Source organism: Micromonospora sp. CNZ296 (assembly GCF_007827635.1).
In genome coordinates this window covers 96,938-119,803 of record NZ_VISW01000015.1, presented here as the reverse complement: position 1 = coordinate 119,803, position 22,866 = coordinate 96,938, and the positions used below count along the sequence as shown (strand labels likewise).

Below are 22,866 nucleotides of genomic sequence, written 5' to 3'. Positions count from 1 at the left end.
CGGGACACCGGGAGGTGCAGTGACGTACGAGGAGTTCGCCGACGCGCGGTTGGGCGCCCTGCTGCGGTACGCGGTCATGCTGACCGGGGATCCGCACCAGGCCCAGGACCTCGTGCAGGAGACCATGGTCCGGGTCCAGCTCAACTGGCGGCGGGTGGCCCGCACCGACGCCCCGGAGCGGTACGTGCGCCGGATGCTCACCAACCAGTTCATCGACTGGCGGCGCGGATCGTGGGCGCGGCGGGTGCTGCTGCGCGGCGAGGCGGACCAGTCGGTGCCCGCGCCGACCGACCACGCCCAGTCCGCCGTGGACCGGGACCAGGTCCGGTCCTGGCTGTCCCGGTTGCCCCGGCGGCAGCGGGCCGCGCTGGTGCTGCGCTACTACGAGGACCTGCCGGACGGGGAGATCGCCGAGATCCTCGGCTGCGCCGTCGGCACGGTTCGGTCCAGCATCTCGCGTGCGCTGGCCACCCTCCGAGCCGAACTCGTGGAGGTCTGCTGATGATCGAGGACGAGCTGCGGGCCGCGTTCGCCCGCCTCGAGGAGTCGACCCCGCCCGTCGGCCCGGTCCGGGCCGCCGTCGACCGGGCGGTGATCAGTCGCCGTCGGCGCCGTCGGCGCGTACGCCTGGCCGGGACCGCCCTGGCGGTCGCCGCCGTCGCGCTTGTCGGTTTCACAGCGATGGCGCCCCGGCCGCCGGCGCCGACGGCGGCGCCCGCGCCACCCACGCCGGTGCCGGAGCCCGGCGGAGCGCTGAACCTGCTGCTGCTCGGCGTCGACCAGTCGGTCGGCAGCCGGCGCGCCGACTCGGTGCTGCTGGTGCACCTGCCGGCCGACCGGAGCCGGCTCCACCTCGTGTCGTTCCCGCGTGACCTGCTGGTGCCGGTACCGCCGCAGGGCGGGACGGAGAAGCTCAATGCGACGTTCTCCCGCGCCGCCGGTTCGGGCACCGACCTGGCCGCCGGCTACCGGGCGACCCGCCAGGCGGTCGCCCGGCTGACCGGGGTACGCGTCGACGCCGGCGCGGTGCTCACGTACCCGGGGGCGCGTGAGCTGACCGACGCGGTCGGCGGCGTGCCGGTCTGCCTGCCGGCGCCGGTGCGTTCGGTGCACACCGAGCGGCGTTTCCCGGCCGGATGTCAGCGGCTCGACGGCGCGGCGGCGGTGGACCTGCTGCGGCAGCGGTACGGCCTGCGCGACGGCGGGCTGGACCGGGACCGCAACGCGGCCCGCTACGCCGCCGGTCTGCTCCGCCAGCTTCGGGAGCAGGGCACGGCGACCGATCCGGCGCAACTCGGCCGGCTGCTCCTGCGGATCGGACCGGCCGTCACGGCCGACACCGGCGACCTGTCGCTGCCGGCGCTGGTGGCCGCGAGCGGTCGAACCGCCGCGGCCGAGCCGGTCGCGCTCGCCTTCCCGGTACGCGACGAGTGGAACGGTCGCGGGTACGAGCCGGACCCGGAACTCGCCCCCGGGTTCCTGGACGCGTTGCGCGCGGACCGGCTGGCGCAGTGGGCCGCAGAACACCCGGGTCAGGTCACCGCCCTGCGGTGACCGGGCGCCGGGTCAGCGATAGTCGTCCTCGTCGGCGGCGACGACGCGGGCCTGCTCCATGGCGTCCCAGTCGTCGACCTCCATGCCCCGGTGCGGCTCGCCGTCTGTCTCGTCGGTCACAGTGGTGGCCTGCTCCACCGCGTCGGCCGGCTCGGCCTCCAGATCCCGCTCCTCCGGGGCGAGGTGGTCACTGGGGGCGAAGTCCTCGTCGGGCTGACCCATCGTCCCTCCCTGTTCTCCGTGCGGGCATCGTCCCCACCACCGTACGGGCTGCTCCGGGCCGCCGCTGGGTGGCGGGCGGAACGGCGGAGTCGGCGATTGTCCCGCTCCCGGCGCGCGGCCGGTGCCAGGATGGGAGGCATGGGCTTCCTGATCCGACTGGCGATCACCGCGGTCGCGTTGTGGATCGCGACGCTGATCGTGCCCGGAGTGGAGGTGAGCGGCCGTAACACCGGCAGCAACGTGCTCACCCTGATCGTGGTGGCACTGGTCTTCGGTGTGGTCAACGCGGTGCTCAAGCCGCTCATCAAGGTGTTCGGCTGCGTGTTCTACCTGCTCACGCTCGGCCTGTTCGCGCTCGTGGTGAACGCGCTGCTGTTCCTGCTCACCGACTGGATCGCCGGGGTGCTGAAGCTCCCGTTCCACGTGGACGGCTTCTGGGCCGCCTTCTGGGGCGCCATCGTGGTCGCGGTGGTGAGCTGGCTGATCAGCGTCATCGTGCCGGACCGGCTGGAGAATCGGTGAGCGGCGTCCGGGCCGGTTGTGCCCCGCTCACGCTCCTACGGGATACTGCCCGCGGTGGACAGCGCGGTCCGGCGCAGCCGTGGACGTCAGCGACCGGAACGGTCGGCTCCGGGGAAGACCCGGGGCCGGAACGGCCGCCCTCCATGGAAGACAGCGGCCTGCACGGCCGAGAGCGGTAAGTAAGGAGCGTTCGACATGCCCATCGCTTCCCCCGAGGCTTACGCGGAGATGCTGGACCGGGCCAAGGCCGGCCGGTACGCGTACCCCGCGATCAACGTGACCTCCTCGCAGACGCTGAACGCGGCGCTCAAGGGCTTCGCCGATGCGGAGAGCGACGGCATCATCCAGGTCTCCACCGGCGGCGCGGAATACCTGTCCGGCCCGTCCGTGAAGGACATGGTGACCGGCGCTGTGGCGTTCGCCGCGTACGCGCACGAGGTCGCCAAGAAGTACCCGGTGAACATCGCGCTGCACACCGACCACTGCCCGAAGGACAAGCTGGACAAGTTCGTCCGGCCGCTGATGGCCATCTCGCAGGAGCGCGTCAAGGACGGCCAGGAGCCGCTGTTCCAGTCGCACATGTGGGACGGCTCGGCCGTGCCGGTGGCGGAGAACCTGGAGATCGCCGAGCAGCTCCTCGCCGAGGCCGCCAAGGGCAAGATCGTCCTGGAGATCGAGGTGGGCGTCGTCGGCGGCGAGGAGGACGGCGTCGAGAACGCCATCAACGACAAGCTCTACACCACCGTCGACGACGGCCTGGCCATGGTCGACGCGCTCGGCCTGGGCGAGAAGGGCCGCTACATGGCGGCGCTGACCTTCGGCAACGTGCACGGCGTCTACAAGCCGGGCAACGTCAAGCTCCGTCCCGAGGTGCTCAAGCAGATCCAGGACGCGGTCGGCGCCAAGTACGGCAAGGACAAGCCGCTCAGCCTGGTCTTCCACGGCGGCTCCGGCTCGCTGCTGTCCGAGATCCGGGAGGCGCTGGACTACGGCGTGGTGAAGATGAACATCGACACCGACACCCAGTACACCTTCACCCGCCCGGTCGCGGACCACATGTTCCGCAACTACGACGGCGTGCTCAAGGTCGACGGCGAGGTCGGCAACAAGAAGATGTACGACCCGCGTGTCTGGGGCAAGGCCGCCGAGGCCGGCATGGCCGCCCGCGTGGTCGAGGCCTGCGAGCACCTGCGCTCCACCGGCACCACCATGAAGTGACACCCCGCGTGTAAGGAAGGGCCCCTTGTTAACGCTCGGCGTTAACAAGGGGCCCTTCCTCTACCGGAGGCGTTAAAAGGGGGCCCTTCCTTTCACTGCACCAGCACCCGGACGGCGTCGCGCACGTCGTCGGTCAGGTGGATCGTGTGCGACAGGTCGCCGAACGGGGACGCGGCGAACAGCGGTCGCAGCAGCGACTCCACCGGCAGCTCCGTGGTCCAGTACGTGCGGTCCAGGAAGACGTACGCCCCGCTCGCCCCGTCGGTGCCGTAGAACGTCTTGGTGGCCGCCTGGAACACCTCCTGCACGGTGCCGGCCTTGCCGGGCGCGAACACGATCCCGCCCCGGGCCAGCCGCAGGATCGTGTCCTCCCGGATGGCGTTGGAGAAGTACTTGGCGATCCGGCCCGCGAACAGGTTCGCCGGCTCGTGGCCGTACAGCCAGGTGGGGATGGCCAGCCCGCCGGAACGGGCCCACCCGGTTCCTGGCGCCGATGGGCGGGGCGAGGGCAGCGCCGGGCCGTCCGCGTACCGCTTGCGCACCGCCAGCGCCGCCGCCGTGTACCGGTCGTGGTCGGTGAAGTCCGGCGCGACGGCGAGCACGTCGATCGCGGCGGACAGCTCCTCGGCCGGCCAGGCCGCGAGGAACGCGCCGAGGTTCGCCGCCTCCATCACACCCGGACCGCCGCCGGTGACCACCAGGCGGTCGGCCCGTGCCAGCTCCCAGCCCAGCACGGCGGCCATCCGGTACGCGACGCTGCCGCGCGGCACCGCGTGCCCGCCCATCACACCCACCACCGACTGAGGCCCGTGCGCGGCCAGCCACGACCGGGTGGCGTCGGCCAGCGCGTTGTCCACGCCGTGGTCGTGCAGTCGCTGACCGAGCGCCTCGCGTACGTCCGGCAGCGCGCCGCCGTGCTCCCGGAAGTGCGCGTACACCCGGGTGTCGTACATCCCGGCGAACCCGCCCTCGGCGAACCCGGCGGCCAGCTCGTCGGCGGTGTAGAGGTGCGACGGCTGGGTCGGGTAGGGCAGCCCGGAGAACGGAGGGACGACGTTGGCGCCCCGGCGGACCAGGTCCGCGCCCACCTCGCGGCCGGCGAAGCGGCAGCCCACGAAGAGCGTGCCGGTGACGTCGACGTCGCGCAGGTCGGGAACCGGGTCGAGGTCGAGGCGCAGGCCCTGCACGGTCAGACCGGCCAGGGTTCCCCCGGCCAGCCGCTGCTCGAAAGCGGTGCGGGTCTCGATCTCGTTGACGTGGGGCGCGTGCGGCTCGATGACGTCCGCGGGTGGTGGGGTCGGCACCAGGCCATCCTGCCCCCGCGCGGCAAGTGCCGAAACCGGGGGCGAGAACGACAGGAGCCCGGCGGGCACGCCGCCGGGCTCCTGCGTAACCGGGTCCTGGGGAGGCTCCGGATCTGTATTTGTAGTGCAAGAACCACGGCGGCGGCATGGGCCGCGGGTACGTGTGCTCCCGCCGCAGGCGTGACGAAACCCTCAGCCGTTCAGCCAACCGTACGGGCGAGGCCCCTCGCGTACCCGAGGGCGAAGCGGGTTGAATGGGGCGATGCAGAACCTGTTGCCTGAGCCACCGGCCACCCTGCTCCCGGTCCACGAGGAGGCCGACGCCGCGCTGGCGGCGGCGGCCGAGCAGGGCACCGACGAGGCGTACGCCGAGGTCGCGGCCCGATTCCCGACCTACAGTGCGGCCTGGGCCGCGCTGGCCGGCCGCGCGCTCACCGCGGGTCAGGTCGTCACGGCGTACGCGTACGCCCGCACCGGCTACCACCGGGGCCTGGACCAGCTGCGCCGCAGCGGCTGGAAGGGCCACGGTCCGGTGCCCTGGTCGCACAAACCCAACCGCGGCTTCCTCCGCTGCCTCTACGTGCTGTCCCGCGCGGCGGGGGAGATCGGCGAGGCGGACGAGGCGGCCCGGTGCGCCCAGTTCCTCCGCGACTGCGACCCGGCCGCCGGAGACGCGCTCTCCGGCGACTGACCACTGCCGCGACGGCCGGTCCCGACCCGGGTGCCGGCCGTCGCGCCCGTCCTACAGCCCTTCCGCCACCGACGCGGCGATCTTCAGCCAGGCGTCCCGGGTGGCGGAGGAGAGCTGCCCGTACCGCAGCGGCTCGCCGGTGTCGATGAGCCGCTCGTACGGCGCCAGCAGCACCGCCCGGGTCCGCGCCGCGAAGTGGGCCTGGATCGCGGGCAGGTCGATCTCCTTGCGCGACGGCGGCATCGAGACCACGGTGACCGCCTGCCGGACCAGCCGCTGCCGGCCGCTCTGCTCCAGGTGGTCGAGCATCCGTGCGGCGGTCTCGGCCGAGTCGTTCCGGGCCGACATGGTCACCACGAGCTGGTCGGTGGCGTCCATCGCGGCCTGCCAGTTCTGCGCCCGGACGTTGTTCCCGGTGTCCACGAAGATCAGCTTGTAGAACCGGCTGACCACCTCACGGATCTCCGCGAACGCGGCGGCGGTGAGCATCTCGCCGCCGGTCGCGGACTCGTCCGAGGCCAGCACGTCGAACATGCCTTCGCCCTGCGAGCGGACGTACTGCGACAGGTCGCCCACCCGGCCGTGCGGGCCCTGGAACTGGGCCAGGTCGCGCAGCATGTCCCGCACCGTACGGGCGTGGAAGTCCTGCTGCGCCCGCATGCCGAGGGTGCCCTGGGTCTCGTTGTTGTCCCAGGCCAGCACGTATCCGCCGCGCTTCTGGCCGAACGTCATGGCGAGCAGCAGGATCGCCACCGTCTTGCCGGCGCCGCCCTTCGGGTTGACCACCGTCACTTGGCGCAGGCCGCCGAAGTTGCGGCGGACCATCTCGATGTCGCGCTTCATCTCCTGCTCGTGCCGCCCGGGCGCGAGCCGGACCAGCCCGATCTTGTTGACCACCGCGCGTACGCCCATGGTGGCCACCGGGTCGACCGGCCGGGCCTGGCGGCGGCGGGCGAAGTCCTCGGCGGTCGGGGGCACCGCCTGCTGCGGCGTCCAGCCCTGCTCCGGGTGGGGTGCTCCGGGCTGAGGTGGTGGCGGCACCACCGGGCCGGACACCGGCGCCTGCGGAGGCAGCGGGCCGCCCGGCTGCGGCACGCCGGTCTGGGGCGTCCAGCCGGGCGGCGGGTACCAGCCGGGCTGACCGGGTTGTGGCTGATACCCGGGCGACGGGTAGCCGTTGCCGTACGGGGACGGCTGCGCCGGTACGCCCGGCGACGGCGGGAACGGCCCGAGGCGGGGCGCCTGCTCGGGCGCGCCCGTCCCTGCCGGTCCCGTACCGGAGTCCGGCGACGGCTGCGTCCCGGCGACGGTGGCCCGGCCGGACACCGTGCCGTCCTCGGGGAGGGCGTCAGGCGGCGGGGGCGGTGCCACGGTGGCCCGGCCGGAGGCGGTGCCGTCGGTGGAGAGTGCCTCGGGCGGGGGCGGTGCCACGGTGGCGCGGCCGGACGCGATGCCGTCGGCCTCCACCGCCTCGGACGGCGGCGCCGTGGCGTCGGCGGGGTCCGGCGTGGTGGCGGAGTCCGACCCGGCCCGCTGTGGCGGCTGTGCCCACGGCGAGCCGGGCCGTCCGTTCCCGGCGCCCTCGCCGGTGGTACCCGGGCCGGTCGTCCCGGTGGCGGGCGTGGTCGCCGGGACGGGTGCCGCCGGCGTACCGGGCGCCGCCGGTGAGCCGGATGTCGCCGGCGAGCCGGGCGCCGCCGGTGAGCCGGATGCCGCCGGTTCCGGCTGGGCCGGTGACGGGGCGGAGGTCGCCCGGTCGAGCGTGAACGGCAGGTCCAGGTCGACAGCGGGTGCCTGGGGCGCCGGGACGTCCGCCGCCACCGGTGCCTGGGGCGCCGGGACGTCCGCGGCCACCGGCGTGGGAGCGTCGGCGGGCGGGAGCGGCCAGGGCACCGACGCCCACGGCGGGATCGTGGCCGCCGCCGCGTCGGTCTCCTCCGGCGGCCACAGCGGCTCGACGTCCCGCTGCGGCACCTGCGGTCGGCCCGGTACGTGGGCCCGGTCGTCGTTCTCGTGCACCACGGTTCCTCCCCATTCCTTCCGCCGAGGATAGGCGGTCCGGCCAGCGCCGCGAGCCGGGTGGGGATCGACCGAGGTCAGCCCGTCCAGACCGCCCAGGCGCCCGGCTCGGTCCACCAGGAGCGCTTGCGGCTCAGCTCGCCCTCGACGCCGTCGTCGAGGAAGGGCACCTTCTCGTCGCGGGGCACCACCGCCACCGCACGTCCCCGCGCCCGGCGTACCTCCAGCCGGACCTTCTTCCGGCCCAACGCCGACCGGGTCACCACTGGTACGGCGACGCCCACCGTCACCCGCCCGTCGGCCGGATCCGGGCCGCCCAGCAGGTCCACCTCGCCCAGGCGCGCGTACCCGCCCGCGTTGCCGATCGCGCACGCGGTGATCGGCTCCGAACCGTCGCTCAGCACCGTGCCGTCGACCTCGACCCGGGCCCGCCAGTGCAGCGGGCGGCCCGCGTCGTCGGCGGCGCCGAGCAGCGCGCCGTCCAGCGTCACCGAGCCGCCGTCGTTGCGCAGCAGGTCAAGCCGCCGGGCGGTGCCGTCCAGCACCGCGGCGGCCACACCCGCCGGATCCCGGGGCAGCCCGAGCTGCGCGGCCAGGTCCCGCGCCGTCCCGGACCGGGCCGGATCGAGCGGGAGTACGCCCACAGGCGGGAGGTCGGGCACCGTACGGTTGGCGGCCAGGTCCGCGGGGCGGCGACTCGGCGGCGGAGCGTACCGCCGGACCAGCCGGCGCAGGACGGCGCGCAACTGACCGTCACTGGCCGTGGCGACGATGAGCCGGGTCTTGCCGTCGGAATCCGGCCAGGTGAGGCCGTCGGCGCGCGGCGGGCCGTCGAGGCGGGCCAGCACCTCGTCGATCTCGGAGTCCGACCGGGCGGTCACGGTGGTCACCCGGGCACCCCGGGCGGTCAGCTCGTCCGCACAGGCCAGCACCGGTACGCGCGGCGTCTCGCAGCGCTCCTCGCCGCTCTCGGCGGCGGTGTCGTCCGCGCCGCCGCAGCAGGCGCCGCCGCTGCCGCAGCCACCACCGGGAGCGTCCCGCTCCGAGCCGAGGGTGAGCAGCACCACGTCGTACACGAAGGAGCCTCCTGCTTCTCGACCAACCCCTGCTGGTCCCGCCGTCACTACTTGTTAGCCTGACACCCCGGGCTCGCTGACCGGTCGCCACCTGGCACCCGAGCCTTCTGGAGGCGAGAAGATGCCAGCGATCGTGCTGCTCGGCGCCCAGTGGGGCGACGAGGGCAAGGGCAAGGTTACCGACCTGCTGGGTGAGCGGGTCGACTACGTCGTGCGCTACTCCGGCGGCAACAACGCAGGCCACACGGTGATCACGCCGGACGGCCAGAAGTATGCGCTGCACCTCATGCCGTCCGGGGCGCTGTCACCGAGCGCGATGATCGTGATCGGCAACGGCGTGGTGGTCGACCCGAAGGTGCTGCTCCAGGAGATCGACGGGCTCGCCGAGCGCGGCGTGGACGTGTCCCGCCTGCGTATCTCCGGCGACGCGCACCTGATCATGCCGCACCACCGCGCGCTGGACCGGGTGGTCGAGCGCTACCTGGGCAGCTCCCGTATCGGCACCACCGGCCGGGGCATCGGTCCCGCGTACGGCGACAAGGTCGCCCGGATGGGCATCCGGCTCCAGGACCTGCTCGACCCGGGCATCCTGCGCAAGAAGCTGGAGCTGGCGCTCCGCGAGAAGAACCAGCTGCTGTTCAAGGTCTACAACCGCAAGGCGATCGACGTCGAGGAGACCGTCGAGGAGTACCTCCAGTACGCCGAGCGGCTGCGCCCGTACATCGCCGAGACCCGGGTCATGCTCTGGGACGCGCTCGACCGCGGCGAGACCGTGCTGCTGGAGGGCGCCCAGGCCACCATGCTCGACATGGACCACGGCACCTACCCGTTCGTCACCTCGTCGAACCCGACGGCCGGCGGGGCGTGCGTGGGCGCGGGCATCCCGCCGACCGCGATCACCAAGGTCATCGCGGTGAGCAAGGCGTACACGACGCGGGTGGGCTCGGGCCCGTTCCCGACCGAGCTGTTCGACGACAACGGGCAGCACCTGCGCAAGGTCGGCCACGAGTACGGCACCACCACCGGCCGGGAGCGCCGCTGCGGCTGGTTCGACGCCGTGGTGGCCCGGTACGCGTGCCGCCTCAACGGCGTCACCGACCTGGTGGTCACCAAGCTGGACGTGCTGACCGGCCTGGCCAAGGTGCCGATCTGCGTCGGGTACGAGATCAACGGCGAGCGCTTCGACGACATGCCGATGACGCAGACCGACTTCCACCACGCCACGCCGATCTACGAAGAGCTCGACGGCTGGTGGGAGGACATCACCAAGGCGCGGACCGAGGACGAGCTCCCGGAGAACGCCCGCCGCTACATCGCCCGTATCGAGGAGCTGACCGGCACCCGGGTGAGCGTGGTGGGCGTGGGCCCAGGCCGAGAGGAAAACGTCCTCCGCCACCCCCTCCTCCCCTAACCCCACCCCCGCGCCGGACCCCCGGCCCCCGCCCTCCGGCTCGCACTCTGGTGATCAAGGAGTTTGTGTCCAGTTCGGCGTCGGATCCGGACACAAACTCCTTGATCACCGGGGCGGGCGCCGGGGCGGGTGAAGGCGGGCACGGGGTGGAGGCGGGGCGGGCTGTGGGAGGCGGTTTTCCACAGGGTTGTCCACAGGGGTGTCGGCTGTGGGGTGGCGCGGGGGAGCCTGCGCGTGTGGGTGAATTCGGCGAACTGACGCGGCTGGCCGCGACGCAGGGCGGGTTCGTGACGGCGGGGCAGGCGTTGCGCCTGGGCCTCGGCCGGGAGCAGATCCGGTACCTCGTCCGGTCCGGGCGATGGACCCGGGTCTCGCGCGGCTGCTACCTGCCGCCTCCCGCCGTGCTGACGCCTGTGGCACTACGACGTGCCATGATCCGCGCTACGGTCGCCAGCCTCGGGCGGGGCGCGGTCGCCGTGTTGGGTACCGCCGCCGAGCTGCACGGCATCGCCGGTCTCCCGCCGACGGCGGCGATCCACGTCTCGGTGCCGCCGGATCGGCCGCACGTGCAGCGCCGGGCGGAGCCGGGCCTGACGGTGCACCAGTTGACGCTCGCCGAAGCGGACGTGTGCCGGGCCGGCGGCGTACCGGTCACCACACCGGCGCGCACCGTCGCCGACGTGTTGCTGCGGGCGCGGCGCTATCCGGCGGTGTGCGTCCTCGACTCCGCGCTCAATCAGCGGATCCTGGCCGAGAACGACCTGTCCCTGGTGCTCACGCACCTCACCGGACGCCGTGGAGCGGTCGCCGCTCGGGGATACCTGGCCGAGGCGGACGGCCGGGCACAGTCACCGCTGGAGACCCGCGCCAGGCTCCGGTGCGTCGACGGTGGCGTGCCGCCGGACGTCCTGCAACTGCCGGTGCGGGACGAGGACGGTTACCTGCTCGGCGTCGGGGACCTGGCATGGCGCGGGGCTCGTCTGATTGCGGAGGCGGACGGCCGAGGCCCGCACCTGACGCCGCAGGCCGTCTACGCGGACCGGTTCCGGCAGAACCGCCTGGTCAACGCCGGCTGGCGGATCCTCCGCTTCACCTGGTCCGACACCCTGCGCCCCGACTACATCCCCCAGACGGTCAAGCACGCCCTGACGCGCCGGTGATCAAGGAGTTTGCGGACCCGCACCGCTCAATCTGAGACGCAAACTCCTTGATCGACGGGGTGGGGTGGGGCGGTCAGTAGGATGCCGGTCGTGCGCGTACTTCTTGTGGGTGGTGGTGGGCGGGAGCACGCTCTCGCGCTCGGACTCGCCGGTGACCCGGCTGTCGAGGCGCTCGTCGCGGCTCCGGGGAATCCGGGGATCGCTGCGGTTGCCGAACTTCGGGAGGTGACACCCACCGATCCGGCAGCAGTGGCGGCTCTCGCCGTCGAGGTCGCTGCCGACCTGGTGGTCATCGGGCCGGAGGCGCCGCTGGTGGTGGGCGTCGCCGACGCGGTACGCGCCAAGGGCATCGCGGTGTTCGGCCCGAGCGCGGAGGCGGCCCGGCTGGAGGGCTCGAAGACGTTCGCGAAGGACGTGATGACCGCCGCGGCGGTGCCGACCGCCCGCGCGTACACCTGCGAGGGCGCGGCGGCGGTGGGGCGCGCGCTGGACGAGTTCGGCGCGCCGTACGTGGTGAAGGACGACGGGCTCGCCGCCGGCAAGGGTGTGGTGGTCACCGAAGACCGGGCGGTCGCCGAGCGGCACGCCGCGGAGTGCGGCCGGGTGGTGATCGAGGAGTACCTGTCCGGTCCCGAGGTCTCCCTGTTCGTGGTCACCGACGGCGAGGCGGCGGTGCCGCTGCTGCCGGCGCAGGACTTCAAGCGGGTCGGCGACGGCGACACCGGGCCGAACACGGGCGGCATGGGCGCGTACGCGCCGCTGCCGTGGGCCCCGCCGAATCTGGTCGACGACGTGATGCGCGACGTGGTGCACCCGACGCTGGCGGAGCTGCGCCGCCGGGGCACCCCGTTCGCCGGCCTGCTCTACGTGGGCCTGGCGATCACCCCGTCCGGCCCGCGGGTGATCGAGTTCAACGCGCGCTTCGGCGACCCGGAGACGCAGGTCGTACTCGCCCTGCTGGAGACGCCGCTGGCCGGGCTGCTGCACGCCGCCGCCACCGGCACGCTCGGCGCGCACCCGCCGCTGCGCTGGCGCGACGGCGCGGCCGTGACGGTCGTGGTGGCGGCCGACGGCTATCCGGCGGGCCCGCGTACCGGTGACGTGATCACCGGCGCGGACCGCGCCGGGATCATCCACGCCGGCACCCGCCGGGACGCCGACGGCACGTTGCGCTCCGCGGGGGGCCGGGTCATCTGCGGTACGGCGACCGGGCCGGACCTGGCCGCCGCGCGCGACGCCGCCTACGCCCTGGTACGCGACGTCGAGCTGGCCGGTTCCCACCACCGCACCGACATCGCGGCGGCGGCCGTGGACGGCCGGGTCACGATTCCGGGCTGACCGGCCCGGGGCGCCGGCCGGCCATCCGGTTGAGCACGTTCGCCGTGGCCCGCTCGATGCGCGGGTCGCGGTGCCCCTGCCGGTCCAGTGCCAGGGTCCAGCCGAGCGTGCCGCTGGCGAAGACGACAGCTCCGCGTGCCGTCTCGTGGACGTAGCTGCTCTGGAGCCGTCGGCCGCCCTGCTGGGCCGGGTACGGCGAGGAGCTGAGCGTGGTCCCGGCGGGCCGCGGGAGGGCCGCGTGCAGCCCGTCCGCCTCGCCCGCGACCACGCCCGGGATGCGGTCGCCGTCGGCCACGCCGGTGCCGGCCCACACCCAGTTGTCTGCGGCGCGCACCACGAGCGGCTGCGGGGTCAGCACGATGCCGTTGTACTGCACGCCGAGCAGCGCCTGTTCCGGCCGGTCGAGGTTGCGCCAGGTCACGGTCGGGTCGCCGATGCCCGCGCCCGGGTCGGGAAGCGTCTTGGCGCACTCGACGAGCCGTTCGGGGCGGCCGTCGGCGGCGGCGCGTACGCGGGCGTGCCAGTAGACGCTGTTCGCGCCGAGGAACGCGAGGCTGGTGCCCCCGTCCAGGCCGACCTCGGTGGCGCGGCGCATCTCGGCCGACCAGTACTCGTCGTGCCCGCAGAACACCAGACCCCGGTACCGGGCCGGGTCGAGGCGCCCGGAGTGCAGGTCGAAGCTGGTGGCGTAGCTGACGTCGTAGAGGTTGCGTTCCAGCCACCGGATCGCGGCCTCGTCGCGGTCGAAGTGGGTGGGCAGGCCGGCGCCGGAGTACGGGCGGTCGAACGTGACAGCGCGTGCCCGCAGCGCCGGGTCGCGCCGCCCGTCGGCCCGGTAGCCGTTGTAGAGGCTCTTGCCGGTCCGCCGGTCGCGCGGCCACTGGTTGTACGCCTGCCAGGTGGTCACCGGCAGCACCACGCAGAGCGCGGCCGGGCGCCGGTCGTCGCGTACCACGAACGGCGTGCAGGCCCGCCAGCCGTCAGCCGAGGTGAAGACCGCCTGGTAGAGGCCGGAGGTCCAGCCGTGCGAGACGGACAGGCGCCAGGACACCGGCCACCGGCAGTCGAGCACACCGGTGTCCGGGTCGGCCACCGGCACCGGCTGCGGTACGCCGCGCAGTTCGGGGCTGGTCAGCATCGTGCGGGCGCCCGCGCCGTCGTACCAGCCGAGGCGGTGCACGCTGATCCGGAACCGGCCGCCCGGGTTGACCGCGACGTGGAAGTCGATCTCCTCGCCGGGGGCGACGCTCGTCGTCGAGGCGTACCCCTGGATCTGGCGCCGCCGGTCGTCGGCGGCCCGGCCGCCGTGCTCGGGCCACCACGGCTCACCGGCGGCGCGGTTCTCCCGCTCGACGGGCGGGACCGGCCACCGGGTGGGTGAGTCGTCGGGCCGGCCGCCGAGGACCGGGTCGAACGGGCCGAGCGCGGCGGCGGACGCGCCGCCGACGAGGAGGCCGAGTGCGGTACGCCGCCGAAGCCTGTCCATTGTGGTGCTCCCCGTTTCCCCGTTCGATCGGGGGAGACCGTAGCACCGGAGGACGGCAGCCGTGTGACCGATGTGGATCAGTCGAAGTAGCGGCGCAGCTCCCGGGTGAGCACCTTGCCGGTGGCGTTGCGCGGCAGGTACTTGACGAACACCACGTCGCGGGGCACGGAGAAGCGGGCCAGGTAGCGCCGGACGTACTCGCGGACCGCCTCCGGGTCGAGCGTCTCGCCGGTGCGCAGCGCGAGGAACGCGGCCAGTCGCTGGCCGTAGTCGGGGTCCGGTACGCCGATCACGGCGACCTCGCGGACCTGCGGCAACCGGGCGATCAGATCCTCCACCTCGGACGGGAAGACGTTCTCGCCGCCCGAGACGATCATGTCGTCGGCCCGGCCGTCGACGAAGAGCAGGCCGTCGGCGTTCAGCCGGCCCAGGTCGCCGGTGTCGAGCAGGCCGTCGCGGCTCTCCCGCCCGGCGCCCGAGGTGTAGCCCTCGAACAGCATCTCGTTGCCGACGAAGATCCGCCCGACCTCGCCGTCGCGGACCGGCCGGCCGGTCTCGTCCAGGATGGCCAGCCGGGTGCCGTGCGGCGGCCGGCCCGCGGTGGTGGGCGCGGCGCGCAGCTCGGCCGGGCCGGCGATGGAGGCCCAGGAGACCTCGGTCGAGCCGTAGAGGTTGTAGAGCACGTCGCCGTACCGGTCCATGAACGCCGTGGCCAGGTTTCCGGGCAGCGCGGATCCGCTGACCGCGACCACCTTGAGTGGCGGCCGGGGCTGCGGCGGCGCCACCTCCATCAGCCGTTGCAGCATCACCGGTACGGCGAACATCGCATCGCACGGTTGAGCGGCGAGCGCGGCGAGCGTGGCGGCCGGGTCGAAGCGGCGGTGCAGTACGACTGTGGCGCGCAGCGCGAACGACACCTGAAGCGCGGCGTACCCCCAGGTGTGGAAGATCGGCGCGGCGATCATCACGGTGTCCCGCGCGTGCAGCGGGATGCGGTCGATGATGGACACCAGCGGGCCGAAGCCGTGCGGGGTGGGCCGGCGGGCGCCCTTGGGCGCGCCGGTGGTGCCGGAGGTCAGCACGATGGTGCGGCCGTCGCGCTCCGGCGGCTGGAGCTTCTCGCCGGGTACGGCGGCGGCGATCAGCTCCTCCTGCCGCCGCTCGTCGACCCGGTGCAGCTCGGCCGGGAGGCCGAGGACGCGCTCGGTGAACTCGCCGTCGTGCACCAGGACACGCAGGCCTTGTTCCTCGGCCACAGTCACCAGTTGCGCGGCGGACAGCCCGGTGTTGACCAGGACGGCGTCCGCGCCGAGCAGCATCGCTGCCACTATCGCCTCGATCAGGCCGTGGTGGTTGCGGCAGAGCACACCGACCCGGTCGCCGGTCTGCACGCCGAGGTGGGAGCGCAGCGACCGGGCCAGCCGCTCGGAGCGGTCGAGCAGTTCCTGGTACGTCATGGTGGCGCCCTGCTCGTCGACAACGGCGACACGGCCGGGGTCGCGGGCGGCGGCCTGGCGCAGCTCCCCGGCGAGGCTCCAGCCCCACCGGCGCAGCGCGTTGAGCTGGGAGACCACGCGGATCGGTCCGCCCGGGGCGAGCAGTCCACGTCGGGTCAGCGTGGCGGCGATGAACGGCAGGTCCACGGCGCAACTCCTTCGCGTTCGTGGTTCGTCGACCAGGCTCCGGACGGTCGGCCGTCCGGTTCGGCATGATCTTGCGCCCGATCGCGGTTCGGGTCGGCCCGGGAGCGGCGACCCGGCCCGCGACGGCGTGCGACGTCGTCACGGGCCGGGCCGCGGCCCGCCGGCGGTCAGCGGATCTGCATCCCGGAGATGGCCCGGGAGATGACCAGCCGCTGGATCTCGGAGGTGCCCTCGAAGATGGTGTAGATCTTGGCGTCGCGGTACCACCGCTCGACCGGGTGGTCGCGCAGGAAGCCGGCGCCGCCGAGGAGCTGGACCGCCTTGTCGGTCACCGAGACGGCCACCTCACCGGCCTTGAGCTTGGACATCGAGCCCTCGCCCGCGGTGAACGGCCGGTTGTTGCGGCCCATCCAGGAGGCGCGCCAGACCAGCAGCCGGGCCGCGTCGATCTCCATCTTCATGTCGGCGAGCGCGAACGCGACCGCCTGGTTGGAGATGATCGGCCGTCCGAACTGGACCCGCTCCTTGGCGTAGTCCAGGGCGTACTCGTAGGCGGCGCGGGCCACGCCGAGCGCCTGCGCGCCGACTGTCGGGCGGGACAGCTCGAACGTCCGCATCGCCGCCTGGCCGGAGGCGCGCTGCCCGGACCGGGCGCGGGCCAGACGCTCGTCGAGCGCGTCCTTGCCGCCGAGCAGGCAGCGGCCTGGCACCCGGACGTCGTCGAGGAAGACGTCCGCGGTGTGCGAGGCGCGCAGCCCCAGCTTGCGCAGCTTGCGGGTGGCGGTCAGACCGGGAGTGCCGGGGGGTACGACGAACGCGGCCTGGCCGCGCGAGCCCAGCTCGGGCTCGATCGAGGCGGTGACCACGTGCACTCCGGCGATGCCGCCGTTGGTGGCGTACGCCTTCTGCCCGTTGAGCACCCACTCGTCGGTGGCCTCGTCGTAGACGGCGCGGGTACGCATCGAGCCGACGTCGGATCCGGCCTCCGGCTCGCTCGTGCAGAACGCGGCCACGGCCGGGGAGTCGACGTCGCCGAAGCACTGCGGCACCCATTCGACGAGCTGCTCGGGGGTGCCGGCGCCGTAGATCGCAGCGACCGCGAGGGAGGTGCCGAAGATGCTCAGGCCGATGCCGGCGTCACCCCAGAAGAGTTCCTCGCTGGCGATCGGCAGGGAGAGGCCGGTGGGGTCGGCCCAGCAGGTGGCGAGGAACTCGAACCCGTACAGGCCGACCTTCGCGGCCTCCTGGATGATCGGCCAGGGAGTCTCCTCCCGGGCGTCCCACTCGGCCGCGGCCGGGCGCACGACCTCGGCGGCGAAGCCGTGCACCCAGTCGCGAAGGTCCCGCTGTTCCTCGTTCAGGTCGAGCGAGAAATCGGCCATGTCAGGCCTTGGGGATGTCGAACAGGTTGGCGATGTTGGCGGCCAGGCCCAGGTCGCCCTTGGCCTTCAGCTTGCCGGTCATGAACATCATCACCGGGTTGGCGCCACCGGAGACGATCTTCAGGAACTCGACCGGGCCCATGGTGAGGCTCAGCTTCGGGTCGCGGGTCGCGGTCTCCGAGACGGTGCAGGTGCCGTTCTCGATGACGATCTCGTAGGTGTCGGTGCCACCGTCCGGACGGCCGGTGATGTTCCAGTGGATGACCGCGTTGGTGGCACCGGCGCGGTCCGCGCGGAACAGCGTGGGCATCCGGTTGAAGACCTCGCTGAGGATCTTGCCGCGCGCCTCGCCGGACATGATCTCGTTGATCTTGGCGTCCGGCGTGGACTTGACCAGCTGCGCGAACTCCTTCGGGCCGACGTTCGCGAAGTTGGCCGGGTCGAAGTCAGTCATGGGGGATTGCACCTCTCGGGCGGGGCCACTTTGGTTACTCTCGCGTAACCTTACGCACGGGTAGGTATGCTCGCAAGGGTGTCCAGCACGCCGACCTTCAAGCGCCTCCCCCGCGCCGTACGCGAGCAGCAGATGCTCGACGCGGCGGTGAAGGTGTTCTCCCGCCGCGGCTTCCACGCCGCCAGCATGGACGAGATCGCCGACGACGCCGGCATCTCCAAGCCGATGGTGTACGCCTACCTCGGCACCAAGGAGGAACTCTTCATCGCCTGCCTGCATCGGGAGAGCACCCGGATGATGGAGGCGATCGCCGGTGCCGCCGCCCCCGACCTGCCCGCCGACGAGCGGCTCTGGCGCGGACTGCGCGCGTTCTTCGGCTTCGTCGGCGCGCACCGGGACGGCTGGGCGGTCCTCTACCGGCAGGCCCGCGGCTCCCAGCCGTTCGCCGCCGAACTCGCCGCCATGCGCGGCCGGCTGGTCGAGGTGGTCGCCGGCATGCTCGACCACGCGTTGCGCGCCTCCGGCCGCGAGGTCGGCGCCACCGACCTGGAGGTGGTCGCGTACGGGCTGGTGGGCGCCAGCGAGTCGCTCGCCGACTGGCTGGCCGACCACCCCGAGGCGGACGCCGGGAAGACAGCGACCCGGATGATGAACGTGGCCTGGCTCGGCGCCGACCAGCTCCTGCGCGGCGTCACCTGGCACCCGCCCGCGGCGGGGTAAGGAAGGGCCCCTTCTTAACGCCTCCGGTAGTGGAAGGGCCCCTTGTTAACAGTCGCGCCGGGCGGCAGCCCGCCGGTGCGCCCGCCGCCGGCCCCAGCGGACGGCCTCGAACAGGCCGGTGACGGCCAGCGAGATGGCCACGCCGGCGAGCAGCCCGGACAGCGGGTTGTGCTCGAACGCCAGGCCGCCGAAGTAGCCGAGCAGCCCGCAGTAGACCCCCCAGGTGGTGCACGCCAGGCCGTCGTACAGCAGGAACGTGCGCGCGGGATAGCGGACCGCGCCCATGGTCAGCGTGACGGCGGTCCGGCCGCCGGGGACGTACCGGGCGGTGGTCAGGATCATCCCGCCGCGTCTGTCGACCGCCCGGCGGGCCCACTCCGAGCTGGCCCGCCGCCTGCTGTCCGCCGGGAAGCGGGCCAGCCGGTGCGCGCCGCCGCCGCGCCCGATCGCGTACGAGATGTGGTCGCCGGCGAGCGCGCCGAACGCGGCGGTCACGATCACCAGCACCAGGTTCGGCTCGCCGCCGGCCGCGAAGACCCCGGCGGTGATCACCACTGTCTCGCCCGGTACCGCCGGAAAGAACGCGTCGATGGCGGTGACCGCGATGATCACCAGGTACACCCACGGCGACGTCACCGTGTGGTGCAGCAGGTCGAGCACGTCCCCCATGCACCCATGCTCGGGGGTGCGGTGTTAAGCAGGGGCCCTTCCCATACAAAAGGCGTTAACAAGGGGCCCTTCCTTCTCCTCGGCCGTCGGCCCGCGCGACGTGAGCACCACCGGCGCGCCCAGCGCCTCCGAGACCGCGGCCGGCCAGTCGGCAGGCGACTCGTCCAGCACCGGCCGAGCCCGCATCAGCCGCTCGGTGAGCGCCGCCTGCCGGTCCAGGTCACCGGCCGGGCCGGGGACGAGCCGGTCCAGGCCCTCGTACCGGCGGCAGATCCGCAGCTCGGGCCGGGCCAGGTCGAGGTGGGTGAGCGCCAGCCCGTCCACGCCACCTGCCACCTCCAGCGCGTACCGGTGGGCGACCGCGTCGAAGTGCCCGAACCGGAACCGCCCCTGCCAGGGGTTCGTTCCGTTGTGCCGGTCGCGGAACGGCAGCGCCGCGTCCTCGGTGACCAGCGGTCCGGGACCGTGCCGGGTGGTGGTCGTGCGCAGCACGCCGAGCCGCTGCGCGGTCCCGGCCATGCCCGCCTCGGCGAGCAGCGTCTCGGCGTTGGCGAACGTCGTGGTGCTCCACGTCGTGTACGGGTGGAAGCCGTGCCACTCGTCCAGCAGCACCCCCTGCGCGCCCTCGAACACGCAGGTGCCCTCGCGCAGGGCACCTGCCAGCCAGGTCCGGTCGACGATTGCCACCCGGCGCGCGAAGGCCGCGTACGCGGGCAGGCAGTCGTCCACCGGTGGCGCGTCGAGCGGGCCCAGCTCGGCGGTGAGCCGGTCCCGCAGCGCGGTCAGTCGCCGGCGCAGCACCGCCGGGCGGCGGCAGTCAGCCACCCGGGGTGCCTCGTCGGGGTGGGCGAGGCCGTACGCGACCGCCTCGCCCACCCCGAGCCCGCAGGAGCCGTGCCGGTCGGCTCCCCGGGCGATCTCCCGGGCGCGGTTCGCGGCCCGGTGGTACGGGGTGGCGAGCAGCGCCTCCCCGTCCACAGTCAGACGGTCGAGCGCGTCGGGCACGCCCACCGACGCGAGGTGGTCGGCCTCGGCGGCCAGCGCCAGCGGGTCCACCACCACGTGCCGCGCCAGGTGCGTGCGTACCCCCGGACGGAACGTCCCGGCGCCGAACTGCGCGAACGTGTGGTGCCTCCCGTCGCGCAGGACGACGTTGTGCGCCGCCTGCGCGCCCCCGTTGAACCGGACCACCGTGTGGACCTGCCGGGTGGCGCAGAGCAGGTCCACCACTGTGCCCTTGCCGGCGTCGCCGTAGCCGAGGTCGACCACCGTCACGTGGTTCACAGCCGGGTGACCCCGCTTCCGCCGTCGGCCGGGCTGAACGGCAGCGTCGCCACCGCGCGCCGGCCCGAGCCGACCTGGGCGAGGGCCTTCGAGACGGTCCGGGTGGCCGTCGAGCCGGCCCGGTCCAGGTCGCGCAGCCCGGCGTCGAGGTCGATGGCCTGCTCGCCGAGGCCGACGGTGAGCGCGATCGTCTCGCAGACCGCGTCCAGGTCGTCCAGCTCGACCGCGTTCTGCCCGAGCAGGCCGCGCCAGAAGTCCAGCACCTTGCGGTTGCCCGCGTAGTGGCTGCCGGCGGGCAGCAGGTAGTAGGTGTCCCAGCGCGCGGTCACCTCGTCCACCATCTGCCGGACCGGCATGTCCTCGCCCAGGCCGTCCCCGATCAGCCGGCTCACCTCAGCGGTCTTCACCGCCGGGTACGCCAGCTCGTCGCCGATGATGAACAGGTAGCCGCGCCGGCCACGCTTGTCCCAGCTGTCGGTGGCCGTGTGCCGGGCCATGAAGTAGAGCGCCAGCTCGTACGACTCCATCATCTGGCCGCCACCGCCGCCCTCCAGCACGATCCGGCCGAGGTCGTCGTCCATCCGGTTGTCGGACTCGAACTGACCGACCTGCAACGGCACCCGGTCGCAGGTGGCGTCGCCGATCGCGCCGAACATGACCTGCGGGTCCTTCGCGTACCCCTGGCGCAGCAGCAGGCCGAGCAGCTGCGGCAGCTTGCTCTGCAGCACCCGGGGCACGTGGCCCATCGAGCCGGTGACGTCGAACAGCACGGCGATCGGCGTCGACTGGGGGTGCTCGGCGGAGTCGCGGCTCTCCCGCAGCGCGTCGCGCGGGTCGAGCGCCGGGTGCACCTTGCGGGCGCCGCTGTCGCTGTAGGAGAACGCGCTCTTGCCGGTGCGGCGCCGGTAACGGTCGGCGGCGTCGTACACGTCGGTGGACCAGATTCCACTGCCCATGGCAGCCTCCCTACGGGTTGAGGGTGAAGGGTCGGAAGGTGCGTGGCCCGTACAGCCGGTGCAGCACCTCGTCCAGTTCGCGCAGCAGCCGCCAGGCGTCGTCCGGCCTGGTGGCGAGCGCGGTGCCCTGGCAGCCGTCGGCGAAGGCGCGCAGCTCGCGCGGCGCGCGGTCGCCCATCAGCCAGGTCATGCAGCGGGCGGCGAGCGCGATGTCGGTGCCCGGCCCGCACTGCCGCTTCGCGGCGACCTCCGGCGGATACCAGTCCTCGTGGCCGGGCACGAGCGCCGGCACGAGCCCGCCCGGCTCGGCCGAGAAGCACCAGTCGACGAGCACCAGGCCGTGTGCGTCCGGCTCGATCAGCACGTGCCGGGGCAGCACCGCGCCGTGCACGACGCCGGCCCGGTGGGCCAGGCCGAGCGCCACGAGCAGCCGCCGCCACATCCAGGCCGCGTCGCGCGGGTCCAGCCCGTCCGGGTACGCGCGGCGCACGTCGTCCAGGCTTCGCAGCCCGGGTACGGTCACCAGCTCGTTGACCTGCCGTTGCACGCCGGTCGACGGGTCGCGCGCCGGGTAGGAGTCGACGAGCCGGGGCACGTACGCGAGGTGCTTGGCGTCGCCGCGCTCGGCGATCCGCCGCAACGCGCGTGCCTCGCGGGCCATCAGGTCGTTGTCGCTCGGGTGCCGGCACACCTTGGCCAGGTGATAAGAAGGGGCACCTCCTCTACCGGAGGCGTTAACAAGGGGCCCTTCCTTCCGTTCGTGCAGGGTGGCGACGTCGCCGGTGTACGTGGGGGCGGGAGTACGCCACCGGGTGGTGACTGTGACGAGCGCGTCGGCGGCGGCGGCGCGTACCCCCGGGTCGGCCGCGCCCAGCCGGTCGGGGTGCAGCGCGCCGACCAGCTCGCGGTAGCGGCGGGCCGGCTCCTGCGTGCCGAACAGGTCGGCGTCGGTGCGCGCGGCCGTGACCAGCCGGATCGCCTCCTCGGTCCTCACCGAACCGTCTCCTCCCGGGCGGGGCGCAGCAGCGCCGGGTGCAGCAGCCGGGCGTCTCCGGCGCGGTAGAGCTTGGCCCGGGGGCCGCCGCGCGCGCCGCCGCGTTCGGTGCTGGCGCCGGTGCTCTCCACGAAGCCGGGCACCGAGAGCACCTTGCGGTGGAAGTTGCCGGCGTGCAGCGGGTGGCCCCAGACCGTCTCGTAGACCTCCCGCAGCTCGGTGACTGTGAACTCGGGGGCGAGGAACCGGGTGGCGAGAGGCGTGTACTCCAGCTTGGAGCGGGCGCGCTCCAGACCGTCGTCGATGATCCGGCCGTGGTCGAAGGCGAGCTGCCGGCTGGTCAGCGCGGTGACCGGCAGCCAGATCGCCTCGTCGGCGTCGGTGTCGGCGACCGGGTCGGGCAGGTCGGGGGCGAACGCCAGGTGCGCGACCGAGACCACGCGCATGCGGGGGTCGCGGTCCGGGGCGCCGTAGCTGCCGAGCTGTTCCAGGTGCACCCGGCGCAGCCGCTCACCGCCCAGGCCGGTCTCCTCGGCCAGCTCGCGCCGGGCGCCCGCGGCTAGGTCCTCGTCCGGCTGGACGAAGCCGCCGGGCAGCGCCCAGTGCCCCTCGTAGGGTGGCGCGCCGCGGCGGATCAGCAGCAGGTGCAGCGCGCCCTCGCGGATGGTCAGGGCGACCACGTCGACGGTGACCGCGACCGCCGGGTAGTCCCGGGGGTCGTACCCGGCGAGGAACTCCTGCTCGTTCACGGCCACTCACTCTC

Annotated in this window: 22 protein-coding genes; 9 read left to right on the top strand and 13 right to left on the bottom strand. The window is 73.5% G+C overall.

Annotated elements, in window-relative coordinates; genetic code table 11:
* Nucleotides 1-19: 19 nt before the first annotated feature.
* Nucleotides 20-502, top strand: a complete 483-nt coding sequence (locus tag FB455_RS24000; protein ID WP_145755007.1) for a SigE family RNA polymerase sigma factor — start codon at nucleotides 20-22, stop codon at nucleotides 500-502.
* On the top strand, nucleotides 502-1,554 hold the full coding sequence (locus FB455_RS23995) for an LCP family glycopolymer transferase (RefSeq protein WP_145755006.1): 1,053 nt from the start codon (nucleotides 502-504) through the stop codon (nucleotides 1,552-1,554). Before FB455_RS24000 ends, FB455_RS23995 begins: the two co-directional genes overlap by 1 nt.
* 12 nt (nucleotides 1,555-1,566) lie before the next feature.
* Here the strand turns inward: FB455_RS23995 and FB455_RS23990 are convergent, their stop codons facing one another.
* Complete coding sequence (locus FB455_RS23990) at nucleotides 1,567-1,776, bottom strand: hypothetical protein (RefSeq protein ID WP_013283392.1); 210 nt, start codon at nucleotides 1,774-1,776, stop codon at nucleotides 1,567-1,569.
* A 138-nt stretch (nucleotides 1,777-1,914) separates the two neighbouring features.
* Between FB455_RS23990 and FB455_RS23985 the strand changes: the two genes are divergently transcribed.
* Nucleotides 1,915-2,298 (top strand): phage holin family protein, encoded by a 384-nt coding sequence (locus FB455_RS23985; protein WP_013283393.1) that lies wholly within the window; start codon nucleotides 1,915-1,917, stop codon nucleotides 2,296-2,298.
* A gap of 195 nt (nucleotides 2,299-2,493) precedes the next feature.
* Nucleotides 2,494-3,516, top strand: coding sequence for a class II fructose-bisphosphate aldolase (fbaA, locus tag FB455_RS23980; protein WP_145755005.1), 1,023 nt, complete (start codon nucleotides 2,494-2,496; stop codon nucleotides 3,514-3,516).
* A gap of 92 nt (nucleotides 3,517-3,608) precedes the next feature.
* Here fbaA and FB455_RS23975 read toward each other — a convergent pair whose 3' ends face one another.
* Entirely contained in the window at nucleotides 3,609-4,820 is a 1,212-nt protein-coding gene (locus FB455_RS23975) for an LOG family protein (RefSeq protein ID WP_186466433.1), read from the bottom strand.
* A 262-nt stretch (nucleotides 4,821-5,082) separates the two neighbouring features.
* Between FB455_RS23975 and FB455_RS23970 the strand changes: the two genes are divergently transcribed.
* Entirely contained in the window at nucleotides 5,083-5,511 is a 429-nt protein-coding gene (locus FB455_RS23970; protein ID WP_013283396.1) for a DUF3151 domain-containing protein, read from the top strand.
* Nucleotides 5,512-5,562: 51 nt separating this feature from the next.
* Here the strand turns inward: FB455_RS23970 and FB455_RS23965 are convergent, their stop codons facing one another.
* Entirely contained in the window at nucleotides 5,563-7,533 is a 1,971-nt protein-coding gene (locus FB455_RS23965) for a chromosome partitioning protein (protein ID WP_145755003.1), read from the bottom strand.
* Nucleotides 7,534-7,607: 74 nt separating this feature from the next.
* Nucleotides 7,608-8,606 carry a diacylglycerol kinase family protein gene (locus FB455_RS23960; protein WP_013283398.1) on the bottom strand — a complete coding sequence of 333 codons (999 nt, stop codon included), beginning with the start codon at nucleotides 8,604-8,606 and terminating at the stop codon, nucleotides 7,608-7,610.
* 121 nt (nucleotides 8,607-8,727) lie between these two features.
* On the opposite strand from FB455_RS23960, the gene FB455_RS23955 reads away from it, so the two are divergent.
* The 3 genes from FB455_RS23955 to purD all read left to right on the top strand — a co-directional run bounded on the left by FB455_RS23955 (nucleotide 8,728) and on the right by purD (nucleotide 12,515).
* A complete protein-coding gene (locus tag FB455_RS23955; protein ID WP_013473426.1) occupies nucleotides 8,728-10,017 on the top strand; it encodes an adenylosuccinate synthase in 1,290 nt (429 codons plus the stop codon).
* 236 nt (nucleotides 10,018-10,253) lie between these two features.
* Nucleotides 10,254-11,177 (top strand): type IV toxin-antitoxin system AbiEi family antitoxin domain-containing protein, encoded by a 924-nt coding sequence (locus FB455_RS23950; RefSeq protein ID WP_071097222.1) that lies wholly within the window; start codon nucleotides 10,254-10,256, stop codon nucleotides 11,175-11,177.
* 90 nt (nucleotides 11,178-11,267) lie between these two features.
* The gene (gene purD, locus FB455_RS23945) at nucleotides 11,268-12,515 is read left to right on the top strand and encodes a phosphoribosylamine--glycine ligase (RefSeq protein WP_071098928.1); all 1,248 of its coding nucleotides are present in this window, start codon (nucleotides 11,268-11,270) and stop codon (nucleotides 12,513-12,515) included.
* Here the strand turns inward: purD and FB455_RS23940 are convergent.
* The 4 genes from FB455_RS23940 to FB455_RS23925 form a co-directional block, all read right to left on the bottom strand.
* The gene (locus FB455_RS23940) at nucleotides 12,499-14,001 is read right to left on the bottom strand and encodes a N,N-dimethylformamidase beta subunit family domain-containing protein (RefSeq protein ID WP_071097221.1); all 1,503 of its coding nucleotides are present in this window, start codon (nucleotides 13,999-14,001) and stop codon (nucleotides 12,499-12,501) included. The two genes, purD and FB455_RS23940, sit on opposite strands and share 17 nt — an antisense overlap.
* Nucleotides 14,002-14,078: 77 nt before the next feature.
* Nucleotides 14,079-15,644, bottom strand: a complete 1,566-nt coding sequence (locus FB455_RS23935) for an AMP-binding protein (RefSeq protein ID WP_013283403.1) — start codon at nucleotides 15,642-15,644, stop codon at nucleotides 14,079-14,081.
* A 167-nt stretch (nucleotides 15,645-15,811) separates the two neighbouring features.
* Nucleotides 15,812-17,026: an acyl-CoA dehydrogenase family protein gene (locus FB455_RS23930; protein ID WP_145755002.1), complete on the bottom strand. Its 1,215-nt coding sequence runs from the start codon at nucleotides 17,024-17,026 to the stop codon at nucleotides 15,812-15,814.
* Nucleotide 17,027: 1 nt separating this feature from the next.
* Nucleotides 17,028-17,480 carry an SCP2 sterol-binding domain-containing protein gene (locus FB455_RS23925; RefSeq protein ID WP_013283405.1) on the bottom strand — a complete coding sequence of 151 codons (453 nt, stop codon included), beginning with the start codon at nucleotides 17,478-17,480 and terminating at the stop codon, nucleotides 17,028-17,030.
* Nucleotides 17,481-17,558: 78 nt separating this feature from the next.
* On the opposite strand from FB455_RS23925, the gene FB455_RS23920 reads away from it, so the two are divergent.
* Nucleotides 17,559-18,200, top strand: coding sequence for a TetR/AcrR family transcriptional regulator (locus FB455_RS23920; RefSeq protein ID WP_030273380.1), 642 nt, complete (start codon nucleotides 17,559-17,561; stop codon nucleotides 18,198-18,200).
* A gap of 45 nt (nucleotides 18,201-18,245) precedes the next feature.
* On the opposite strand, the gene FB455_RS23915 is transcribed toward FB455_RS23920, so the two are convergent.
* From FB455_RS23915 to FB455_RS23895, 5 genes are read right to left on the bottom strand one after another with little or no spacing between them, the layout of a single operon-like run.
* Nucleotides 18,246-18,869, bottom strand: coding sequence for a DedA family protein (locus tag FB455_RS23915; protein WP_145755001.1), 624 nt, complete (start codon nucleotides 18,867-18,869; stop codon nucleotides 18,246-18,248).
* A gap of 24 nt (nucleotides 18,870-18,893) precedes the next feature.
* Entirely contained in the window at nucleotides 18,894-20,153 is a 1,260-nt protein-coding gene (locus FB455_RS23910) for an adenylosuccinate synthetase (protein WP_047894224.1), read from the bottom strand.
* A complete protein-coding gene (locus FB455_RS23905) occupies nucleotides 20,150-21,109 on the bottom strand; it encodes a hypothetical protein (RefSeq protein ID WP_013283409.1) in 960 nt (319 codons plus the stop codon). The genes FB455_RS23910 and FB455_RS23905 overlap by 4 nt, the downstream gene beginning before the upstream one ends.
* A gap of 10 nt (nucleotides 21,110-21,119) precedes the next feature.
* Complete coding sequence (locus FB455_RS23900) at nucleotides 21,120-22,103, bottom strand: BUD32 family EKC/KEOPS complex subunit (protein WP_145755000.1); 984 nt, start codon at nucleotides 22,101-22,103, stop codon at nucleotides 21,120-21,122.
* Nucleotides 22,100-22,858 (bottom strand): NUDIX hydrolase, encoded by a 759-nt coding sequence (locus tag FB455_RS23895; protein WP_013283411.1) that lies wholly within the window; start codon nucleotides 22,856-22,858, stop codon nucleotides 22,100-22,102. Before FB455_RS23895 ends, FB455_RS23900 begins: the two co-directional genes overlap by 4 nt.
* Nucleotides 22,859-22,866 lie beyond the last annotated feature (8 nt).

Coding starts and splice junctions, on each gene's coding strand:
- FB455_RS23995 (WP_145755006.1), top strand. CDS start 502: ATGATCGAGGACGAGCTGCGGGCCGCGTTCGCCCGCCTCGAGGAGTCG.
- FB455_RS23990 (WP_013283392.1), bottom strand. CDS start 1,776: ATGGGTCAGCCCGACGAGGACTTCGCCCCCAGTGACCACCTCGCCCCG.
- FB455_RS23985 (WP_013283393.1), top strand. CDS start 1,915: ATGGGCTTCCTGATCCGACTGGCGATCACCGCGGTCGCGTTGTGGATC.
- fbaA (WP_145755005.1), top strand. CDS start 2,494: ATGCCCATCGCTTCCCCCGAGGCTTACGCGGAGATGCTGGACCGGGCC.
- FB455_RS23970 (WP_013283396.1), top strand. CDS start 5,083: ATGCAGAACCTGTTGCCTGAGCCACCGGCCACCCTGCTCCCGGTCCAC.
- FB455_RS23955 (WP_013473426.1), top strand. CDS start 8,728: ATGCCAGCGATCGTGCTGCTCGGCGCCCAGTGGGGCGACGAGGGCAAG.
- FB455_RS23940 (WP_071097221.1), bottom strand. CDS start 14,001: ATGGACAGGCTTCGGCGGCGTACCGCACTCGGCCTCCTCGTCGGCGGC.
- FB455_RS23930 (WP_145755002.1), bottom strand. CDS start 17,026: ATGGCCGATTTCTCGCTCGACCTGAACGAGGAACAGCGGGACCTTCGC.
- FB455_RS23925 (WP_013283405.1), bottom strand. CDS start 17,480: ATGACTGACTTCGACCCGGCCAACTTCGCGAACGTCGGCCCGAAGGAG.
- FB455_RS23915 (WP_145755001.1), bottom strand. CDS start 18,869: ATGGGGGACGTGCTCGACCTGCTGCACCACACGGTGACGTCGCCGTGG.
- FB455_RS23905 (WP_013283409.1), bottom strand. CDS start 21,109: ATGGGCAGTGGAATCTGGTCCACCGACGTGTACGACGCCGCCGACCGT.